At 65.9% G+C, this 20653-nt stretch carries 15 protein-coding genes and 1 riboswitch; of the genes, 3 read left to right on the top strand and 12 right to left on the bottom strand.

Going from position 1 to position 20653, the window contains the following annotated elements; all coding sequences use genetic code 11:
* Positions 1-27 precede the first annotated feature (27 nt).
* Together OJA40_RS08735 and OJA40_RS08730 are read right to left on the bottom strand one after the other, a co-directional pair.
* The gene (locus tag OJA40_RS08735; RefSeq protein ID WP_118825842.1) at positions 28-549 is read right to left on the bottom strand and encodes a hypothetical protein; all 522 of its coding nucleotides are present in this window, start codon (positions 547-549) and stop codon (positions 28-30) included.
* Positions 550-777: 228 nt separating this feature from the next.
* Positions 778-2469, bottom strand: coding sequence for a CHRD domain-containing protein (locus OJA40_RS08730; RefSeq protein WP_259105224.1), 1692 nt, complete (start codon positions 2467-2469; stop codon positions 778-780).
* A gap of 1835 nt (positions 2470-4304) precedes the next feature.
* Between OJA40_RS08730 and OJA40_RS08725 the strand changes: the two genes are divergently transcribed.
* Positions 4305-5468 (top strand): MFS transporter, encoded by a 1164-nt coding sequence (locus OJA40_RS08725; protein WP_118840510.1) that lies wholly within the window; start codon positions 4305-4307, stop codon positions 5466-5468.
* Positions 5469-5546: 78 nt separating this feature from the next.
* Here the strand turns inward: OJA40_RS08725 and OJA40_RS08720 are convergent, their stop codons facing one another.
* From OJA40_RS08720 to OJA40_RS08710, 3 genes are all read right to left on the bottom strand, one after another.
* On the bottom strand, positions 5547-5993 hold the full coding sequence (locus OJA40_RS08720) for an acyl-CoA thioesterase (protein ID WP_013060644.1): 447 nt from the start codon (positions 5991-5993) through the stop codon (positions 5547-5549).
* Between the two features lie 50 nt (positions 5994-6043).
* Positions 6044-7726, bottom strand: coding sequence for a ribonucleoside-diphosphate reductase subunit alpha (locus OJA40_RS08715; RefSeq protein ID WP_251922812.1), 1683 nt, complete (start codon positions 7724-7726; stop codon positions 6044-6046).
* Positions 7727-7828: 102 nt separating this feature from the next.
* Entirely contained in the window at positions 7829-8803 is a 975-nt protein-coding gene (locus tag OJA40_RS08710; RefSeq protein WP_013060642.1) for a ribonucleotide-diphosphate reductase subunit beta, read from the bottom strand.
* Between the two features lie 513 nt (positions 8804-9316).
* A riboswitch (adenosylcobalamin-variant (AdoCbl-variant) riboswitch) is annotated at positions 9317-9375 on the bottom strand.
* A 335-nt stretch (positions 9376-9710) separates the two neighbouring features.
* Between OJA40_RS08710 and OJA40_RS08705 the strand changes: the two genes are divergently transcribed.
* Positions 9711-10997, top strand: coding sequence for a sensor histidine kinase (locus tag OJA40_RS08705; RefSeq protein WP_263810350.1), 1287 nt, complete (start codon positions 9711-9713; stop codon positions 10995-10997).
* A 123-nt stretch (positions 10998-11120) separates the two neighbouring features.
* Here OJA40_RS08705 and OJA40_RS08700 read toward each other — a convergent pair whose 3' ends face one another.
* The 3 genes from OJA40_RS08700 to OJA40_RS08690 form a co-directional block, all read right to left on the bottom strand.
* Entirely contained in the window at positions 11121-11339 is a 219-nt protein-coding gene (locus OJA40_RS08700; protein ID WP_208426215.1) for a hypothetical protein, read from the bottom strand.
* Between the two features lie 146 nt (positions 11340-11485).
* On the bottom strand, positions 11486-12202 hold the full coding sequence (locus OJA40_RS08695) for a hypothetical protein (protein WP_263810348.1): 717 nt from the start codon (positions 12200-12202) through the stop codon (positions 11486-11488).
* Between the two features lie 162 nt (positions 12203-12364).
* A complete protein-coding gene (locus tag OJA40_RS08690) occupies positions 12365-13765 on the bottom strand; it encodes a carotenoid oxygenase family protein (RefSeq protein ID WP_263810347.1) in 1401 nt (466 codons plus the stop codon).
* Between the two features lie 1287 nt (positions 13766-15052).
* On the opposite strand from OJA40_RS08690, the gene OJA40_RS08685 reads away from it, so the two are divergent.
* Positions 15053-16246 carry a hypothetical protein gene (locus OJA40_RS08685; protein ID WP_208426217.1) on the top strand — a complete coding sequence of 398 codons (1194 nt, stop codon included), beginning with the start codon at positions 15053-15055 and terminating at the stop codon, positions 16244-16246.
* Positions 16247-17193: 947 nt separating this feature from the next.
* Here the strand turns inward: OJA40_RS08685 and OJA40_RS08680 are convergent.
* The 4 genes from OJA40_RS08680 to OJA40_RS08665 all read right to left on the bottom strand — a co-directional run bounded on the left by OJA40_RS08680 (position 17194) and on the right by OJA40_RS08665 (position 20237).
* Positions 17194-17700, bottom strand: a complete 507-nt coding sequence (locus tag OJA40_RS08680) for a hypothetical protein (protein ID WP_263810344.1) — start codon at positions 17698-17700, stop codon at positions 17194-17196.
* 246 nt (positions 17701-17946) lie between these two features.
* Positions 17947-18780 carry a hypothetical protein gene (locus OJA40_RS08675; RefSeq protein ID WP_263809374.1) on the bottom strand — a complete coding sequence of 278 codons (834 nt, stop codon included), beginning with the start codon at positions 18778-18780 and terminating at the stop codon, positions 17947-17949.
* Positions 18781-19048: 268 nt separating this feature from the next.
* Complete coding sequence (locus OJA40_RS08670) at positions 19049-19264, bottom strand: hypothetical protein (protein ID WP_183990476.1); 216 nt, start codon at positions 19262-19264, stop codon at positions 19049-19051.
* 322 nt (positions 19265-19586) lie between these two features.
* On the bottom strand, positions 19587-20237 hold the full coding sequence (locus OJA40_RS08665; protein WP_263810343.1) for a hypothetical protein: 651 nt from the start codon (positions 20235-20237) through the stop codon (positions 19587-19589).
* Positions 20238-20653: the final 416 nt, after the last annotated feature.

Raw genomic sequence — 20653 nt, 5'->3', positions numbered from 1 at the left:
ATGAGCAGGGAGAACGGGGACCCGGGGTTATCCGCTGAACCCATCGTAGAGCATCGGTGTGGCCTGAAGCACGGCAGCCCCGAGGAAGTAGGCCGGAAGGAGTGCCATCGGCGCGACAAGGGCTGCGACCGCTCCGGCGAAGTTTGCAACGGCGGCCCATCCGTACACCGAGGCATTCGGCCCGGCCGTGAGGGCGGCGGTTGCCGCAAATCCGATCCCGGGGCCCGCGAACCAGAGCACTCCATAGGCCAGCACCTCAATCGTCTCGCCGGCGGGAATGGCCCCAAGTGAGACCCCAAAATTGATCAGAATCCCAGTCACGCCCAGCGCCGGCCACAGGAGGGAGAGGGTCTGGTCGCTAGGCTCTGGTCGGTCCCAGAAAAAGGACACCGTGATCGGAAGCAAGGCCCCGACCAGCCACAGGGCAGTGATCGCAAACGGCACGTTCGAGAAGGTAGAGGAAAGTGAGGTGATGACTTGGGACCCAACCCAGCCGATAAGAACGGCCAGGCCCCATGTCTTCACGACGGTAGAACGGGTGATACTCATGAGCTTGGTGGTTTGTGTAAAGAGTAGAGTGGGAGACCCTTGGGGACGCGCCCAAGAGGAAGTATCTAAGGCGATTGGTTGCGGCGTGCCACCTTTTTGAAAGCTGCTCTCCAAAAAGCTGCGCTCCGAAAAGCCCCCCACCGGCCTCGTGCCGATGGGGGCTTTCTTGGCGTGGGCGCTTGGCAAGGGGAACTTCTCTGCGCACTGCTCGGCCGTACAGCAGAGGTCCTACTGCGTCGCGACAATCTGGCCGCGCATCTCGCCGTTAAGGTTCTCGGCGGTGTGGTGGTTGAGGGAGAACGGCGTGTCCCCACCGGGCTGGATGTTCTGGTCCACGATCCGTTGGGCCATCTGCGCCGGCGTCGTCACGAACTCGATCCCACCGGCCGGCTCGATCGAGGCATCCCCGGCTGGCGCGCGGGCTGAGGAAAGGCCCTCAGCGTCTCCTTCCTCTCGGGTCCAGGTGCCTTCAATCGTGAGCTCGTTGTTCGCAGAATCGTAGGTCAACGTCCGGTCCGAATCGCCGGTGAGCCCCTCCGCCGCGATGCCGGGATTGAAGCCAATGGCCCGATTCGGGCGGCTGGCCGGCACGTTGGATGCGATTAGATGAGACGTATTCACCAGGTCGCCGTTGGAAAGCTCCACGCCACGAGTCACGGTAGTTTGCGGGTCGCCCTGTCCCACGACCGCAAAGGACACCGGGCCGAGCCGCCCACGGACGTTGGTGTGGAGGTGAAGCCCAATCAGCTTGTTTAGGTCTTGGCTGGAGGCGTTGGCGTTCTTCGTGCCTCGAAGGACCTTATCGAAGTTCAAGCCCTGAAGGGTAATCGTGTAGTCGAGCTGGATCTCCCCGTCACGCACGACAAATTCGAGCTCCGCGGACCCACTTCCAGTTGACGTTTCACTCGTCGGAATTGCACCCGGTGCAGAACCTCGTGCATCGTCGGTGATTTGCGAGCCCTCGATTGTCGCCTCGTAGGTGGTCGTTGGGAGGTCCGATAGTCTTACGTCCGGCACGTTGACTTCAACATTCGCGAAGTCGCCGCCGGTCCCCGGACCAGTAGTCGTCGCGAGGGCGGGCTGCTGGGCCGGAACGCGGTAGCCATCCGCATCACCGAGGAAGGGAGGCGTGCCCGTCGCCGCGCCTGGACCTGCGAGGTTCGGATTCGGCGCAAGGCCCGCCGGGCCGCGGTGGATCATCGCGAAGAAGTCGCCGGTCTCCTCAATCGTGTCGAAGACCTGCTGGGGAGAGTCGTCGTTCGGGTCGACCGGCTCGAGGACATCGAGCGCCACGTTCTCATGGACCTCATTGACGGCTAGGTCCCTCTCGCTGATGCCGATGAACGCCCCTACCTGACCGGACGAGCTGTTTCCGGTGTGGAGGTCGATTGAGAGCGTCTTCGCGCCGACGTTCCCCTGATAGAGAACCTCAATCGCGTCGACCGTGACTGCCCCCACGGGCCCATCGTAGGCCTCGTCGGCCCATTGGAACTGATTGATTGCGTAGACGGCCGCCGTCTGGCTGCTTGCCTCTACGCCGGAGATCGTCCCGTCGGTCGAGACGTGAGCGGCGTGGTCCACTGGACCGGCGTCCTGCCCGACATCGACCAGAACCTCGTCTCCATCAAGGTCCGAGGTGACCGGTCGGGTAGCAACGACAGTCTCATCGCCAAAGGCACCGTCGCCATTGTCGGTCGTCACGACGAGCGTGTCTCCTTCGCTGGCCGTCACGTTGGCGAGCCGGAGCTCAGTGTCCCCCGCCATCAGGTCAAGGGCTTGCGTGTTAAACGTCACACTTCGTTCGACGGACGGCTTCTGTGTCTGCTGATCGTCCATCCCGGAGTCGCTGCTGTCACAGCCGGCCAGAACCAGGAGGCCCGCCAGAAGCAGCGCAGCAAAGGCGCGCGAAAATGTAAACATATCGGTGTGCATCGTTGGTGTGTGGCGTCATTCTGAGAGATATCGAGTAGCAAAAGTGCTCTTTTTGGGCTCCGAAACCCGCTGAATCTCGCTTCAGAATCCCGATCGATCTGCCCTCCAGGATTCAGAGACCAGCACCAGGGGACCCGAAAGCAGTTTGTTGATCAGGTTCGGGCTTTTTCCCACCTTAAAACAAAATAACTTTTGTTTTTTAGTGCTTACATGACACCACTACGCCCTGGAGTTGGTCGCGCTTCATAGTGAAGAAAGAGTTACAGAGCCGTTTCTTCCTCTCTAAAGCTGTTCTGAGGATCCCACATGTCTACAAAAGAGGTGAGGCCTTGGGGTGCCCATACACTTATACAAAACTTTGTTTTACTTTTTAGCGCACAGGAGATGCGCAGTTTTACGCTAGAGAAAGTGTGCTCCCATCAGCGTTGACGACAGAGAGCTGACCAGAAGTGAAGACGGTGGGGCAGCACGCACGCCCCCCCGGCCGACGCGTGCGCCTGTTTTCTTCTCGAAGCTGTCCTGAAAGCTGCTGCAGCCCGCTGCTGTACTCTATTTGCACGCTGCTGGGTGTGCGGCTGGTCGTACGTGGTGGGTGGTTTCATGTGGGCGACATTCTCACGTGGAGGAGCGCACGGAGGAGGCACCTACACGGAGATAATACCCCTCGTCTGAGCTCATCGGAAAGCCCCATCGACTGATGTCGAGGCGAGACACGCAGTCATCGTTTGTCAAAGCCCGTTTGGGGAGATCGTCCGGACGATCTGAGAGACGGCTTTTGAGCCGTGCCGACAAGCCTTGAGAAGCAGTTAGCCCCCTCTGGAATCAGGCCATACCATTCACATGAGGCTTTCACATGAGGCTTTTACCCCCTGGCGAAGAACTCACTCCAGGCAAGAGGAAACGGGTCACCGGGAACTGTACCACCGGCGGTCACGCCTGACGGCCGTTTCTGACCGCCCGACGCGGCCGGAAGGCTCGGAAACGGAGGCATTTCCTGTCAGCACGTCACCGCCGAGGGCCTGAATGAAGTTTGCCTCACTCGTGTCAGGGACCGGAGTATCAGCGGGTGCCCGTCTCCACTCGTTTTTCCGACGAGGACAGCTCTAGTCGGTTTACAGGTGGAGTGGATCGGGCGCAGGCGACAGACTGGCCTGGGAGGTTGCGTTCCAGGAACGGGCCGTCACGCCATCCTTCTGTTGGAGAACCCTTCTGATCGGGACAGGTCTCGTGGGGCAAAATAGCCAGGAGCGATGCATACGGCATCCAGAAGAGGTGCCTGCAGACGCTCCCCGCAACAGGTACATTCGAGATATGTAGCAGGGCAGACCGGCCATCATCGGTGAGCCCATGACATCGATTCTGCTTGCCCTACTGTTGCTAGGAATCCTGTCCCAATGGTTTGCAGAAGACATCCAGGCAATGGCAATGTGATACATCGGCGTTGTTGCACTCTCGTGCTCTCATATTCGGATCAGTCCGGGACACGACGCTCCAGATGCTCCGCCTTAGCCCTACGTTCATCGTGCTGAAGGGCACTTTTCGGCTTCTGTCCGGTTGGTCGTCTAAATCCTTAAAGCCGCTGGGCAAAAGTTGAGCCGAGAACGCCGGGCGCCCGAGCGGACCGGTCCATTGGGGGCAACTCGGAGCATGAGGGGAGCGGCCCGGACGCGGCTGACGCCGCTTCTGCTCTCGTCCGTCGGCTCCATCCCGGACTGGGGGACCTGGCGGGCCCTCCGAGTTTTTGGCGCTTCCACTACTTGTACCACTAGGCACTTCGCATCATTCGCCAAATTACCCGTCCCCGCCGCGAATCGGAGTCTCGGTTGCAGCGCGGCCTTCTGATTCTGGGCATCCTGCTGATTTCGCTCAACCTGCGCCCGGCGCTTGCGAGCGTGGGCCCGCTCGTGGAGAACATTCGCGGGGCCACGGGCCTCTCCAACGCGGCCCTCGGTCTGCTCACGACGCTGCCGCTTTTGGCCTTTGGGCTTGTCTCGGCGCTCACGCCGTTGGCGACGCGGCGGCTGGGCACCGAGGGGGCACTGGCCGCGGCGCTCTCGCTCGTCGCGGTCGGGACGCTTGCGCGAGCGGCCCCCTCAACGGCGCCCCTCTTCGGGGGCACGGTGCTCTTTGGGGTGGGCATCGCGCTGGGCAACGTGCTCCTGCCCTCGCTCGTCAAGCGGGACTTTCCGGAGCACTCCGGCGTGATGACCAGCCTTTATTCGAGCGGGATCGGGGCGGGCGCGGCGATTGGGGCGGGGACGACCGTCCCGCTGGCCGGGGCGCTCGGCTGGCGGGGCGCTTTGGGGGCGTGGGCCGTGCCCGCGGTCGCCGCCCTCCTGGTGTGGCTGCCCCAGCTCCGAGCCGGTGCGCCCGCCCGTGCGTCCTACGACATCGGTGACTCGCTTCGGGCCCTTGCACGCTCGTCGCTGGCGTGGCAGGTCGCCCTCTTCATGGGCCTGCAGTCGCTCACGTTTTACATCGCCCTCGCCTGGCTGCCGGGCTTCCTGCAGGCGCGTGGCTTCGATCCGGCCGCCGCGGGCGGGCTGCTTGCGCTCTCGCAGGTGATGGGGGTGGCCGGCTCGGCGGTCGTGCCGACGTGGGCCGCGCGACGGGCGGACCAGCGGCGCACCATCTGCCTGCTCGCGCTCGTGGAGGGGACCGCGCTGGCCGGGCTGGCGTGGCCCGGGGCGCCGCTGGCCTCCCTGTGGGTCTCGGTCCTCGGCTTCGTCCTGGGCGGTACGTTCGGGCTGGCGCTGCTCCTGCTCGTCCTGCGGGCCGCCGATGCCGAGACGGCAACCGAGCTGTCGGGCATGGCGCAGTCGGTCGGCTACCTCGTGGCGGCGGCCGGGCCGGCGGTCTTTGGCTTGCTGCACGACCTCACGGGTGGGTGGGCGGCCCCCCTCGCCCTCCTGGCGTTTGCCCTCGTGGCAAAGACGGCCGTGGGCCTGCGTGCGGGGCGGCCCGGCCAGATCCGTCCGGGCAGGTAAGGGAGAACACATGCCGCCCTGCGCGGGCCGGGGCCCGGGCCGTCACGGCCGCCTCCCGGGGCCGACGCCGTCCCGTGGTCACGCCTGCGGCTCGTCCTGCGTTGCGGACGCGGGGCCGGGCACCGGCGTCGGGTTGTCCTGGTCGTCCAGGGCCACGAGGGTAAATTGGCCGGTGCAGGCGAGCGTCCGGTCGTGCTCGTCCATCGGCTCGATGAACATGTCGACGCGGACGGTGAGGGACGTCGTGCCCGTGTCCGCGATCCGGGCGATGAGCTCGACGATCGTGCCCTCGGGGACGGGATGCTTGTAGTCGATCTCGCTCGTGCGGACCGTCACGACCTTCGTCCGGCACCAGCGCGTCGCGCAGATGAACGCGGCCTGGTCCATCCATTCCAGGGCCGTGCCGCCGAAGAGCGTGTGGTAGTGGTTCGTGTCACCGGGAAACACGGCGTGGACGATGCGCGTCTCCGCTGCCTCGTCGAGGACGGCGGCGGGACGCGAATCCGGCGAAGGGGAAGGGGCCATGATCGAGGAGGAGTGTGCTTCTCAAAAGAGGGAGTTCAGATCTGCTGGTCCTACGCCTCGCACGCCTTGCAGGCCAGCAGGTCGCGCGAGAAGCTCTGCGCCGCGTTCACGCCGTGCTGGTAGTAGAGGGACTTGACGCCCTTCTTCCAGGCCTCGACGTAGAGCCGGTTGATGTCCTTGACCGGCGTGGAGCCCGGGTCAATCGCCAGGTTGAGGGACTGCGACTGGTCGATGTGCTTCTGCCGCCCGGCGGCCTGGTCGATAATTGCCATCTGACTGATCTCGCTGAAGGTTTTGAAGACGTCCTTCTCCTCGTCGGACAGGAAGTCGAGGTGCTGCACCGACCCGTCGCGCAGCGCGATCTCGTCCCACACCGCGTCGGTGTCGCGGCCCTTTTCCTGCAGGAGCGCTTTCAGGTGGGGGTTCTTGTACGTGACCTTCATCTTCGCCCGGTCCTGCACGAAGTAGTTGCTCTTGATCGGCTCGATGGACGGGCTCACCTGCCCGAGGATGAAGCTGCTGGACTTGGTCGGCGCCACGGCCATCGTGGTGGCGTTGCGTCGCCCGTAGCCCTCCAGGACCGGCGGCTCGCCGAAGCGGTCGGCGAGCTCGGCGGACGCCGCGTAGGAGCGTTCCTTGATCGTTTTCGCGATCTCGGCCCCGGTCAGGCTGGCCTCCGCCGACTCGAACGGAATCCTGTTCGACTGCAGGTAGGAGTGCCAGCCCAGGATGCCGATCCCGATCGCCCGGTGGCGCTCCGCAAAGCGCACGGCCCGGTCCATGTGCGCCATCCCCTTGGCCCCGTCGATAAACTCCTGCATCACCGCGTCGAGGAACTGCGTCAGCGTCTCGACCGCGTCGGTGTCCTTCCAGTCGTCGTAGTGCAGGGCGTTCATCGAGGAGAGGCAGCACACGAAGCTCTCGTCCGGCCCGCTCGGAAGTAGAACCTCACTACACAAGTTACTCGCGTGGACGTCGTAGCCCTTGTCCTTGTAGACCTGCGGGCGCCCGTCCTGCACGTTGCCGCGGAAGAGGATGTAGGGGATGCCGAGGTTCATTCGGCTCTCCACCACTTTTGCCCAGAGGGCCCGCTTGTCCGAGTCGCCATCAATCATCGCTTCCATCCAGTCGTCCCCCACGACAACGCCGTACATCATCGTCTGGATGGCGTCGCCCTCGGTCTGAATGTTGAGCCACTCCTCCACGTCGGGGTGCTCGATGTCGATGTACCCGGCGAAGTGGCCGCGCCGCGTCTCGCCCTGGCTCACCACGTTGATGATTTTGTCGAAGAGCTGGGCAAACGGGTAGGTGCCGTTCGACGTGCCGTTGTTCGTGATGGAGGCGCCGCGCGGGCGGACGTCGCCGAAGTACCCGCTCGTCCCCCCGCCCACCTTGGTCATCATGCCGACCTCGGCGTGGGTGTCGAGGATCGCCTCCATCGAGTCGTCGATGTAGGAGCCGAAGCAGGAGATCGGCAGGCCGCGGTCGAGCCCAAAGTTCGCCCAGACCGGCGATGCGAGCGAGTAGTAGCCGCGCGCCATGTATTCGTAGAACCGGTCGGCGAAGCCGTCCATCTCGAGGAGGCCTTCGGCGTGCTCGGCAATCTCTCGCACGCGGTCCTCCGGGCCGGTGCCCTCCAGGAGATACCCCCGTCGGAGGAAGGTGCGGGCCTCGTCGTTGAGCCAGCCGAAGTCCGCGGAGGTTGAGGAGCGGGAACGGGTCGTGGTGGACATGGAGTCGTTCGGGTTGGAAAAAGGGAAGCGCCTTCGAGGAGCCCCCACAGGACGAGCCCATGGGGCAGTTCGCGTGCGGGACAGACGGGATGGACCGGGGCCCTAGAAGAGATCGTCTCCGCTCACGCTCTGCGTCATCTTCGAGTAGCTGGTCGAGCGCTTCGAGAAGAAGTCGTTGCCCTTCGTGAGCAGGATCTCCTCGTAGAACCAGCGGGTCTCGCCGAGGTGCTCGGGGTCGACCTCGAAGATCGGGTCGACGTCCACGTTCTTCAGCGACTCGTTGAACTTGTCGCGCAGGAACGCATCCACGACCGGCCGCGGGAGGAAGTCGAGCTCCCCGTCCGCGAAGATCCAATCGAGCACCTTCTGCTCGGCGTCGTATGCCTCCTCGCAGGCCGCCCGCACCTCCTGTTCGAACGCCGGGCCGAACCACTCCGGGTGCTCCTCGCGGATGATGTTCATTAGCTCCACGCCGAAGAGCCCGTGGATCTGCTCCTCCTTCGAGGTGGCCTCCACGGCATTGGCCACGCCCTTGAACCGCTTCTCATGCTTGTCGAACGAGAGCATGATGAGAAACTGGCTGAAGAGGCTGACATGCTCGATGAAGATCGAGAAGAGCAGGATGGAGTGGGCAAAGGCCCGTTCGTCGCGGCTGCCCGTCCCCTCCAGGGCGCTGTTCAGGTACTCGACGCGGTCGATGAGGGCCGGAATCTCCTCGATTCGCTCGAACGCGTCATTCAGGCCCAGCAGCTCCAAGAGGTGCGAGTAGGCATCCAGGTGGCGCACCTCGCTTTCGGCAAAGGTCATCCCCACGGCCCCGACCTCCGGCACCGGCAGGCGGTCGTAGATGTCGGCCCAGAAGGTCTTAACCGCCACCTCGACCTGGGCAATCGCGAGCATCGTTTTCTTGATGACACTGCGCTCGGCGTCGGTGCAGTTGACGCGGAAGTCCTGCACGTCCCCTTCGAAGCTAAACTCGTCGTGGACCCAGTAGGACTGCCGTATGGCCGTCTTAAACTCCAGCAGGTGCGGGTACTCGTAGGGCTTCAGGTTGACACGCTCGTCGAAGATGCTCATGGGAAGAACAGTCTGGATAGAGAAAACAGCGGGGAGTTAGGAGCTCCGCGTTGGGGGCCGAAGGCGTCGCCGTGCGGCACAGTCGGGGCGCTACGAGAGGGCATCGCTCCCCCTTTCGTCTGTGGGGCCTCCCTGCTTGGGCGGGAGGCGCCGGACAGGCAGGCCGGAGGACGACCGCACGTCCGGAGCTGGGCTGCAGGGGCACGGTGGGGCTCCCGGCGGGGGCCTCGCACGGGACAACCGGAGGGCGGAACGGGGGACGACACAGCGCGCTCTGAGACATAGAAAAAGCCTTCGGACGCCGGGACGCGTCACGAAGGCGGCAGAGCGCAAGAGAAGTGCAGTGGATCGGCAGGCCGGCACCGCGAGCGCATCCGCGCTACGGTAGGGGCGGGCCACCAGAGCCAGTCACATACACTCCACGTCGCGGACCGCGGCCCTATGACGCGTAGGGCGGACACTGAGGTCAGCCCGGCCATCTCGGCTGGGCTGAGTGTCGGGTCGCTCCTCAAGCGGGCATTCGGACTTTGACCGTTGCGCGACAGTGCCGGAATTTCACCGGGCTTCCCCCGAGACGCAGGGCGGTGCGCACGGGCACCGCACCTGCCGCCACGCCACGACAGCGCGGCCTTCAGGAGGACGGGGTGTTCACAACATGTATGCCCACGGTAGTTTCTATGATGGAGAAATGCAAGGACAGACACCAGGAAGACGCCCCCTGCGACCGCACGCACGCGAAGCAATTGAATTCAGGCGGGCGCCTCCTTAACATACTGTGGAACGGCCAGGGCCCGGCCGTCCCTCTCTGCTTCCTGCCCGCACTGATACGTCCGCAATGCCAGACGGCGAGACGCAACGGCCTTCACGCGAGGACGCCTCCCCGGAGGGGCCATCGGTGTTCCGACGCATGTACCGGATTACTGCCGACGGAGAGGCCACCTTTGAGGAAAAAACCCGCCGCCTGATCGACCTCGGCCGGCGGCACCTGGACCTGCCCTTCGGATTTTTAAGCCGAATCGAGGGGGCGAACACCGCCGCCCATGAGGGACGAGACGTGTCCCCGGCGTCGTCGGAGGAGGGATCAGGCCCGGAAGAAGCCACTCAAAAAATTCTGTACGCCTCCGGAGACCACCCGCTTCTTCAGTCCGGAAAGACCTGTCCGCTCTCGGAAGCCTACTGCCAGCGGACCATCCGTCGGGAGGAGCTGCTGTCGATCCAGAACGCCCCCACCGACGGGCGGGCGGCGGAGCCGGCCTACGACCGCTTCGGGCTTGGGGCGTACATCGGGTCTCGGATTGAGGTGGAGGGCGAGCTGTACGGCACGTTTTGCTTTGCGTCCCGAACCCCTCGGGCCCAGCCGTTCAGCGACGAGGAGGAGGCGCTGGTGGAGCTTCTGACCCGCTGGGCCCGCTACGAGCTTGAGCGGCAGCGGTCTCGGGAGCGGACCGAGCAGTTTGCCGAGCTGGTGACCCACGACCTGCGCAACCCACTCAACGCGGCCCAAATGAACCTGCACATGGCCCAGCGCCTTCTCGGCGACGAAGGGGCGCACGCGGCGGGGGCGTCGCCCGAGGCTGGCGACGAGGAGGCCGGTGATGACGGGGCCGGGCCGGAGAAGCCCACGTCGGAAAAGTTGCAAAGGCACCTGCGGATCTCCAGACGCGCCCTGGACCGGATGGAGGGCATCATCACCGACACCCTGGCCTTGGCCCACGGCGCACAGACCCTCGGGCCGGACGACCTGACGGCGATTCGATTTAGGGATGCCGTCCGGGCATCGTGGGAGCAGGCCGGGACGGCGGAGGCGACCCTCAGGATTGCGAACACAGCCGAGACGGAGGCCGGCTCCTCGCCCCGGTGCGCTTCAGCCTTCCTGGCCCACGAGGGCCGCCTGCAGCAGCTTCTGGAGAACCTCCTCCGCAATGCGATCGATCACGCCGGGGCGGCGGCGACCGTGACGGCCGGCAGAACCGAGGACGGATTCTTCGTCGCGGATGACGGGCCTGGCATTCCCCCGGACCGGCGCGAGACGATTTTCGAAGCGGGGCACAGCACCCGTGACGGCGGAACGGGACTGGGGCTCGTCATCGTCCAGGAGGTTGCGAAGGCCCACGGCTGGTCCCTGTCGGTATCTGCGAGCGAGAGCGGGGGCGCCCGCTTCGAGGTCACCGGTGTTGACACGGCCGGGTCTTGAGCCGCCTCCGTAGGCGGGCCTTCTGACACCGATGCGGTGTTCGCCCTCCAGTCACGGATCACCAGGGCCCGCACTTCGCCCCCCGAAACGCTTTCTCGTGCCACGGGCGCCCGGCGACAGATGTCAACGGCCCGGCGTGTAGTCCCCCTTCCGGTACCGCCACAGAAACCATGCAATCAGTCCTCCCGCCACTCCGGACAGACACATCCGCGTGAGGTCCTGCGTCACGGTCCCACCAAGAAGGGGACGGGTCTGGACCCCAATCGCCACGGCCGTCACGATCGCGAAGAAGAGCGTCAGTGCAAACTCGATCGAACTCGGGGCCGGCGTTTCGTCTTCCATAAGTGGAGCGGGACGTTTGGGACAGCATGGTGGTGCCCTAAGAAAACGGGGGTTCGTCCTCACGCCCTGCCCCTTCGCGTCTCCCTCTCGGTCCTGCCGCTTCTTGCGCCTGCCTGCTGAGGGGCGGAGGCGCTCGCCCCACGTTTTCAGACCTCCTCGACGTACCCCGGGAGGTTGGCGTCGGCGGGGCGCCACATGTCGAAGTAAAACTTGGACTCGGACCGCGCCTTCGCGGCGGGGATCACAAACCGCCGCGCTCCCGAAACGGGGCGGTTCCGAAATGCGCCCGCGAGCCGCCGGCGCATCGGGGCCGCCGACCAGAGGCGCCAGTCGTGCCCGTCGTGGGCCGGCGCCGGGAAAAGGGCCACCTGAGCCGCTCCCAGCAGGGCGGACAGGGCGGGACGGGCCCGATCCGGCTCCTGCACGGCCGCCTCGGCGATGACGTCGTCCGGCACTGGCGACTCCGCCGTCACGAGCACCCGCGTGGCCCCCGGCTCCTGGAGCACGCGCCGGGCCTTGTCGGGGGGGAGGGCCTCCACCTGCTCGTCCGGGCCGCTCCGCCCCCACCAGGGGCCCCCGAGGGCCTCCAGAATCGGCCCAACAAACGCCTCGACGGGGCGGCGGAGCGCAGTGAGGCCGACCCGGCCCTGCGCGTGGTTTGTGCCCGCCAGGTACCCGCGATAGACGGTCGCGCTTTCGGTTCGCTCTGTCTCGAAGGGATCGCCGTGCAGAATGGCCTCGTCGGGCGGGACGTCGGACCGCTCCTGCCGGCGCCGGGCGTCGGGGTCGCGGCCCGGCACGACGGGCTCCAGGACCGCCGGTTCTTTGTGGAAGTACTTCAGGGTGTCGGGCGGGTCGGCCATGGGCGCCGGGGACAGATTGGTCGCAACGGACACGTGGACTGGTGGAAACCTGCACGGGGCCGGAAGGGGTTCTCCGAGGACCGGCCGTCCCCGTCGCCCCCGCGGCCTGTTCCACCGAGGGGTGCGCCGACGCATGCCCTGGAGGCCTCGGCCCCAAACCATTCAGTCGAAGAACTGCCCGTGGAACCCGAACGGGATGGGGTGGGGCACGGCGGCCCGCGCCCGCTCCGTGAACGAGGACGCGTCGAGGACGAGCAGGAACGACTGCTGGGCGTCCGGGTCCAGCACCACGGACAGCACCACCCCGTCGTCTTCGCGTGCCCCGTCCGGCGCGGCTACAAAGACCGGCTCGCCGGGGTACGTGCCCTCTTCGTGCCAGGTCTGCGCCGTGCCCGCCGGCACGTCGGTCTTCACGAGCTGATCCGTAAACTGCCCCGCCGCCCGCGTCCCCACGCCGTAGACGTACTGGTAGGGGCGGCCCGTCGCCGGGCCGTCGTGGATGCGCGGCAGCTCGATGCGCTCCTCCCCTCGGAGCGTAGAGGCGGCCGCCCCGCCGTCGAGGGGCAGGCGATAACGGCGCAGGTGCCCACTGCCGCGCGACGGGGCGTCGCTGCGCAGCCGGTCGAGGGCGAGCTCCTCAACGACCGACGCGTCCGGGTACGTGACGATGTCGCAGACCACCGCCCCGTCCCGCTCGAAGGCATTGACGTGGTGGAAGCCAAACGCCGCCTCCGCCTCACAGGTCGCCACCTCGGCGCCATCCGCCTTCCGGAGCACGCGGAACCGGGTCCCCCGCTCCGGCTGCCACGCAAAGTTCTCGATGAACGGCCGCCCCCGGAGCAGCAGGTCCGTCGGGTTCACCACGAGCGGCCACTCCGACAGGATGACGTAACGCTCCGACATGCCGAAGCTGTGCATGTAGCTCGGCCGGTCCACGTCCAGCGTCGCGACCGGGCGGCGTGTCTTGCTTTTTGCCGCCGTGCCGTAGATCCCGTACTGGCACTGGCGCCCGAAGGACAACGTGTGGAAGAGCATGCGCCCCGTGTCCGGTTCGACCTGCGGGTGCGGCGTCGACATGTCCACGTCCACGTCGTCGTCGTACTCCACCACCCCTGCGGTCTCTAGCGTCTCCGGGTCGAAGGCGACGGGGAGGGGCGTGGCCGTCAGCGCGACGTACTGGTCGTCCAGGCGGGCGACGTTGATGCTGGCGTTGTCCGTGGGGGTGGGGTTGAATACGCTCATCACCCGCCCGAAGAGCGACATGCAGGGGTCCGTCGCGAACTCGGACCGCGCGATTCGCCCTTGCTCCAGCGCCTCCGTGCGGCTCTGTGACCGCACGAAGCGGTTGCGGTACGCCACGATCCCGTCCCGCATCCGAAATGCGTGCAGCATTGCGTGGCCGTCGAACCAGTGGTTGTAGTCCTCGTCCCCCACCTCGAATTGCGCCGGCCCGTTGCGGATGAGGGTGCCCTCCAGCCAGTCCGGCCACGCCCCCTCCACCGGCAGGGACGGCTCGTGGAGTTCTTGGCGGAGGCTCTCGAAGCCACGGCGGTAGTCAGACATCGGAGGGCGGCAGCGTGGGCGCGGACACAGGCACGGGGTGCTTTGAAGCGGCAGCCCCCGTGAGGGGTTCGCGGGCGTCCGGCCCCCGCCGGAATCGCACGCGCCCATCGAGGACGCGCAGCAGACGGAGAACGCAACAAGAGAGCATGGATCCCGCGGTAACTCCGGTCCCGAAAGCCCTTTTCTCACAAGGTGGTGACAACGGTGAAGGGGCGCCTGTCGTCACATAGACGGAACCAAGCGACGGTCCTCAACAGGGGACCCTTTCCTCACACTTTTCCCTTCCCTCCCGCGTGCCTATTTCCGAGCCCCGACAGTCTCCCCGTTCTGCGTCCCGGCCTTCGCGGCCCGAGGCTTCTCGCCCTCGGCCCGCCTACATGAACGAGTTTCTGGGCGGACTCTCCCGGTCGCTGCGGGCCCTTTCGCCACGACAGGCCCTCTCGCCAAGCGCCCCTGCCCCAGAAACGGTCCACAGCATCGAGCGCCGCTGGCGGTCAGGAACGCCGGGCGGACGAGAGTCCGGCGGGATCACCCCCCCGCAAAAGAGCAGAGGAGACACGACATCGCGGCGGAGGCGTGCTCGGGGCAGTTCCACGTAGCGGCAGGAGGGGGCCGTGGCGGCCGTGGTCTGACGCCGTCCCTCCGCCCTTCCCGTCGTGCCCCCGCGTTCGGCGGGGTCGATTTGTCCCGGGCCCAGTGCCGTCGCAACCGGCGATGCGCTGCGGAACGGCCCCTCCCGGGATGGAGCCCTCAGGCACATAGCTGTTCATAAACTACACTCTTCCATGGACGGATTCCTAAGCCGATTTACCCCAAAGCTACGAAAGATGCGCAGCATCAAGAGCCAGTGGCACATGTGGAAGCCAGCACGGAGGCAATCGGTCCGTACTGCACACGAGGCCCCTGCCGACGGGCGTAAGGAGGACGCGAACGCGGCGGCGGAGAAATAGCCCGGTCGCCTCTTTAGTGCCCATCCCCCTCCCGGTCGGGCCTGGATGGCCTCCGGGGGACGATGGGGCCCGTTTGTGAAGTGGGGGCTCTCGCAGGCAGTGGCCGCGGCGTGGTGTCGCTCTTTCCACACCACCCCGATCGCCTCGCTTCCCAGGCGGGGCCCCGCGTGTGCTGGCACACGTCCAAGCGGCCAGTACCGCCTCCGTCCCCTTCGCCCTTGACGAACGCCCTTGACGAAACCGGTCGTCAGGTGCGAGTGGCGTCTAGTCCACTGACAGCGGGGACCGTCCCCACCGATCGGCCCCCAACTTCATTTCCTGACGCCATTCGCTTCCCATGTGGCCTGCCCCCTCCGTGCCGTGCCCCCCCTCGACGCTCGCCGCAACGGTCCTGCTGTGTGCGGCGGGGCTCCTGGGCGGCTGCACGTCTACCGCTTCGGATGGAGAAACGGCCTCGGAAGAGCTGGAGCAGCTTGTCAGCAGCTACGAAGCCCGCCTCGCCGACGGCCTCAAGACGGGATTGCCGGTCCGCGACGACGGCTTTGCGTACGCCGTGGACCTGGGCAACACGATGGGCGCGGCCGTGGCCCTCGGCAATCGCTCGTTGTTCGACCGCGCCTACGGCATGATCCGGGCGCACTTCCTTCGCGTCGACACGGGGGACCCGCGGGCGCGCCACACGGTCCTGTGGCGCTACAAGCCCGGCACTGCCCCCGACGCGTCCGGGTCGAAAGAGACGGGCCTCCTCGCCGACGCGCTCTGGGAGGCGTACGAGCGGTGGGGCAACCCCGAGCACCGCAGGATGGCCACCAAAGTGCTCGACGCGTACCTCAGGCACGGGTACTGGGCAACCGACCGCCGATTTGTCGTCAAGAACTACTACAACTACGGCACCCAGACGCTCTCCGAAAACACGTGGGTCTTGAACCAGATGCCGCATACCGTCCGCAAGATTGCCTGCGGCACCCAGGACGCCTCGCTGTTCCGTCGGGCCAACGCCATGGCCCGGTTCGCAGAAGGGGCGTACCTGAAGAAGGGCTTCTCGCGCGAGATGTACGACAAGGGCATCGAGACGGTCTTCGGCGGGGCCGACGGGTACTACTCCCCAAACGGCCTCCTCAAGCTGCAGTCTTCCCTGGAGATTGCCAAGGCGCTGCTGCCATTCACCCCGGCGCCCGCACGAGAGGTCATCAGGTTTGTTCGTGCGTCGCACCCGGACGTGTCCTCCATCTACTACTACAACCCCCGCTCCGAGGCCATCGCGCCACTGGCCGAGACGTCGGAGCAGACGTACGGGTTGAGCGAAAAGGCACTCGTTCTGCTGCTGGCGACGAGGGTCCGCGACTCACTCGGGGCGGCGTTCCTGCAGGACTTCGTGGGCCGGGAAATTGTGCCTGAACTGAAGCGTCGACGGGACGGGTCCTCCAGCCCCTTTTACTTTGACGTGCCCCTCATGCTGGAGGCAGCCCAGCGCTACCTTCGGCCGGATCAGGGTCCGGCCCGGCCTGGCGAGAGCGAGTGCACGCTGTGAGCAGGCCCCCGCGTGCAGGCGCCCCCGTGCCCGCAGGGGCAGCGCTTCGTGCGCTGAGCGCGAATTTCGATGGGGGAGCAGGGCGGCGTCCACTGCGGGGACCTGCGGGAGCGGTGCGCTTGGGGACCTCCAGCCCGCTTCAAGAGGCCTACCGATCGCCCCCCTAGACACGACCCATGCCCCACCACTCCGGAGGGGACTCGCTACAAGTAAAGAAAATATGAACGTGCCCAAAAGACGTTAGACTGTTGGCCCACACGCGTCTATGCAGTGGCTTCCTGATCCGGCAGCGACGCTCGGCGAGGCCCATGCGGCAGGAAGGGAGATCGGCTCTGCTCCCCTTCCCACCCCTGCTTTCCGGTGGCCGGGTTGCTCAGGGAGAGACCGCAATCCGCGTCGTTCTACGCCAAGCCTGAAGGCAGTCGCATCGAAGAATCAAGCCTCCACGAAGAGTCAAATCCTTACGACCGCCCGAACTTGCGCGAGGCCTTCGACAGCGGATGGCACGCGTTTCGAGAAGATCAGCCCCCACCGGACGAGTGCCAATTCGACGGCCCGGCGGAGATCGAAGCCTGGCTCGAAGGATACCTGATGGCAGAGGACCACGAGGGACGGTAACGGCTTCCCCTGACTGTGCGTGGCGAATTCGGACTCAGCCGATTCGACACCTTCGGGGATCGTCTCTCCGAAGGGGCGCCGGGCCTGTGGGAGGCCGTTCCGCCACGGGGACAGGTCCGCCGACGGACACGAGCAGGACGGCCCCGACGAGACAGAGGCCCCGTCCGCGAGGGAAGGAGACTGCGCGTGTCGGACGTGTCTGCATTCCAAGGGGACAACCAACGGGCGAGAACGCAGGACGCCGGCGTGACAGGCCATCCGACCAGACCGTCCGCGTCCTCTTCCCTGTCGGCGTCTTCTTCCCCACCTACGTCTAGCGGTCGCCCCGCCTATCCGTCGTCCGTCTGGTTTTCCCCTGTGGCGTCTCCGCCCCGCCGGTACCCCTCGACTCGACCGGCCGGATCTTGGCTCTCTGTGTGCTGGGGCAACCGCCGGAGCACCCGGCGGGCCAGGGACCCGAACCGCCCAAACGACTGCGCCTCGATGCTCAGATCCGGGCTTCCGTTCGGCTCGGTGTAGAGCCAGAGCGCCTCGGTGGTTACGGGCAGGTGGAGCCGTTGGATGTCCTCGAAGCGAAGGACATTGTCCGTCCAGAGGGGCCGTGTTTTTCGAACCGCCGTTTCCGATACCTGGACGGTGGCCCGAAGCCCATAGCCGGCCGCCGCGAGAAGCGTAGCGCCCGTGAGCATCACGTTGACCAGGGAGAGTTCCAGAAGCGGGCCCCCGTCGGTTGCCTCCAGCACCGCGAGAAGGAGGAGGGCCCCAACGGACAGGACGGAAAGACCTCGCTGAAGCCTTGAGGTGCGGTACGTTGCCGGCATGTCGTCTGCACGCATGGCTCTGCTGGCTGTCTTCGTTGGGCCTGTCGACTTATTTGGTCGTCCCGCCATGCCCCAACGTCGCCGCCCCCGCTCCCGCACGTCTACGGAAGACGTTGCACCACGGCCCCGGCGTCGCTTCGATGGGTGCCGAGCCCACAGGGGTAAAAGCCGGCGGGAGCGGCAGACGCAACGTTCGACGTGGGGACGGCTTGCTCCCCGGCCCCCCTACTCCGGTCGTTCCCTTCAATCCGGACGCGACTCCTAATCGGTGTCCGCCAGCCGGAAGGTCACGCCGAACTGGGGCTGTAGGAAGGTTGTCCGTGAGCGGCGGACGTCCAGCTCGCTCCGGTCGAGCTGGCCATTCTCGTTCTCGTCGGTGAGCTCTCCCTCTGCGAGGTACTCCGCCTCCTGGCCCAGCAGGTACTGCACGCCGAGGTGCACGTCTACGGCCCTCAGGGTTTTCCCCGGCTCCCGCTGCTGGTAAACGCGGACGTCGATTCCGGCCCCGGCCCCGCCGCTGAGGGCGAAGTCGTCGTAGTTGGTGGACCCGGCAATGTCATCCCCGAGCTCATCATCGCCGAAGTCATCGTCCCCGACGGTGGTGCGGGTAAACAGGTACTTGAAGCCCGCCAGCCCTTCCACGTAGGGCCGAAAGCGTCCCGTCCGGGGCTGAAGCCGCAGCGAAAGGTGCGTTTCCACCACGTTGTTGTTCGTGGAAACCTCCACCGGCACGCGCGGGCCGACCGTGCGGCTGAACGGCACCTGATCGGTGGTGCGCCCATAGTTGAGGATGCCGAGGTCCAGCCCGACCAGAAGAGGACGCCGGCCGATCCAGCCGCCGATGTAGCCGTGGAGTCCCCCGCCCACACCGCTAATGTTGTTGCGGAGGCCTCCCCGCGGAATGCCGACCGTGCCCCGTAGATTCACCTGGCCGGAGACGGCCGGTACCGAGTCGGCCGCGGGCGGGCGGGCCAGCCCCTCCTGCCCAGCTGCGGGCGGGGCAGTGAACAGCGCCCCTGCACCGAGCAAGAGAAGAGAGGCAAGCAGGAGGCGGATTTGTGAGCCACGGGATCGAGAAGACCTACGTCGGTGCATGGAGCAGAAAGCGAGTGTCGATTCAATGTCGTTCCCAACGTCATGTCGTCACGTGAAGACGCACGCAGGGCCCGCCGGAGCGTTCAGGAAGCGTCGACGAACCGGCCGGGTTGTGCGATGAATGGAGGAGCGACAAGCGGGAAATGGGGGCGCAAGCAGCCCCTGGCCGTTCGGGTCCCCAGTCCCCCTGCCAGCACAGAACCCCCGTTCCCGGTCAACGCCTCCGCCTCTCCCAGTAGATCGAACCGGACAGGCCGGTCCGTTTGCCTCAGTCTGTCTCCTCCGTACAGGCGGGGCAGAACGCCCCTTCGAACGACTGGAGCGACCACCGACGGCGTTCAGTCATCACGTACTCGACCGCCTCCGCCACGGTCGTGGCCGCAAGGAAGGACGGCACGTCCTGCACGTCCTCGTGCGTAACCGTGGCGGTTGTGGAGCAGCCTTCGCACTCGTACTCTCGGGGAAAGTGCTCTTCGTCAAACATCGGCTGTGTGAGGCTGTGAAGACACAGAAACGCATTGCCACGGGATTGGATACTCGGTCCCGGCCCCAGATGTCCACCCGCCTGCACTGCGCGGACCGGCCCGGAGGGGGGCTCTTCGCTTGCAGTCCACGACGCCCCTTCACTGGGGGCTCGGCACCGGGTCGTGCGGGGGCCGGCTCGACGTCTTCCGTGCAGCCGCGGGACCGTTGAGGGGGAGGGCTCGCCCCCTCGCCGTCGGCGTCCACGCCGGGACGGCGCACCGCGACCGTTGTGGCCTCGGGGTCCGGGAGGCAACGACCGCCTCGAATACAAGCGGGGCCGGTCAGCGCGTTTTCAGCAGGGCCCGTGCCTGCGCCGGAATCGAACTCTCCGAGAGGTCGAGCACGGCTCCCCCACCCTCCAGGCGAAGCGCCCTGGAACCCGCAATTCGGCGGAGCCGCTCGTCCGAAAGGCCCATCCAGTGCAGCCGCACGGCCGCGCCCCCTTCGTTTTTGGCGACAATCTGCTTCAGATCCTGCGTCTCGCGCTCCCCGTTGGCGAAGACGAGAGAGAGCCGCCCGGCGTCAAACGCACTGTCCGGAGACGTCGACACCGTCAACAGAGAGAGCTTGGGGCCCCCGCTTTCCGTAGTCCCCGGGAGGACGACGAGGCTTGCCTTCGCTTTTGTCAGGGACGTCCCCCCTCGCGTCTCGATATCGAGTGCCACCGTCGGGGACTCAACCGGCTCTTGACTGGTGGATCCTGTGTCCGGGACGACACCGCTGCCGCCCCGATCCGGTGCCTGAACCGGCTCGGTCACAGGGGAAACGACTAGGACCGACGCCCCCAGCAGGGCCGCAAGGAGGAGCAGCGAAACGAGGATGATCTGGACCGGCCCTGTTTGCCGTTGCATGGTTCCCGTTTGCGTCGAGAAGAGGTCAAGAAGCAGCTGTGCGGGGGCTCTCGGCTCGGTCGTGCCGGTGTTCAGCACCATGCAACCACTGGGAGTCATTTTGCCTTGCACTGCAGGCGGGCCCTCCTGCAGGAAAGACGGGCCCCAGAAAAGAGGCGGGAAGCCCCTGAGACGTGTCAGGACCTATTTCCAGCAGGAGAGTGGAGCTTGGGGCGACGGAGACGAGGGAGTAGATGCCAAGAGCTGTGTGCAACTGTATTTTTATGCTATACGGAATTACGCCTCCAGGAGATCACCCCCTCAGCGTGACGGAGGCGTTATCTCTTTTTTCCCTGCGCGCAGAGAGGAGTCAAATCGGGTTCCGACAGGCAAACCATGCAGGCAAACCATGGCGGACGCTGCCGCTGCGGCTTCCACCAGTGCGGTCAAGACGGATCTTTTTCAACGGCACTCCTGGGTTCGAATGGCAATCAATCAGCGATCTCTGTCACGCTCTA

The sequence above is a fragment of the Salinibacter pepae genome (genome assembly GCF_947077775.1).
GTDB classification, from domain to species: Bacteria; Bacteroidota; Rhodothermia; order Rhodothermales; family Salinibacteraceae; genus Salinibacter; species Salinibacter pepae.
This window is presented reverse-complemented; position numbering and strand designations above follow the sequence as displayed.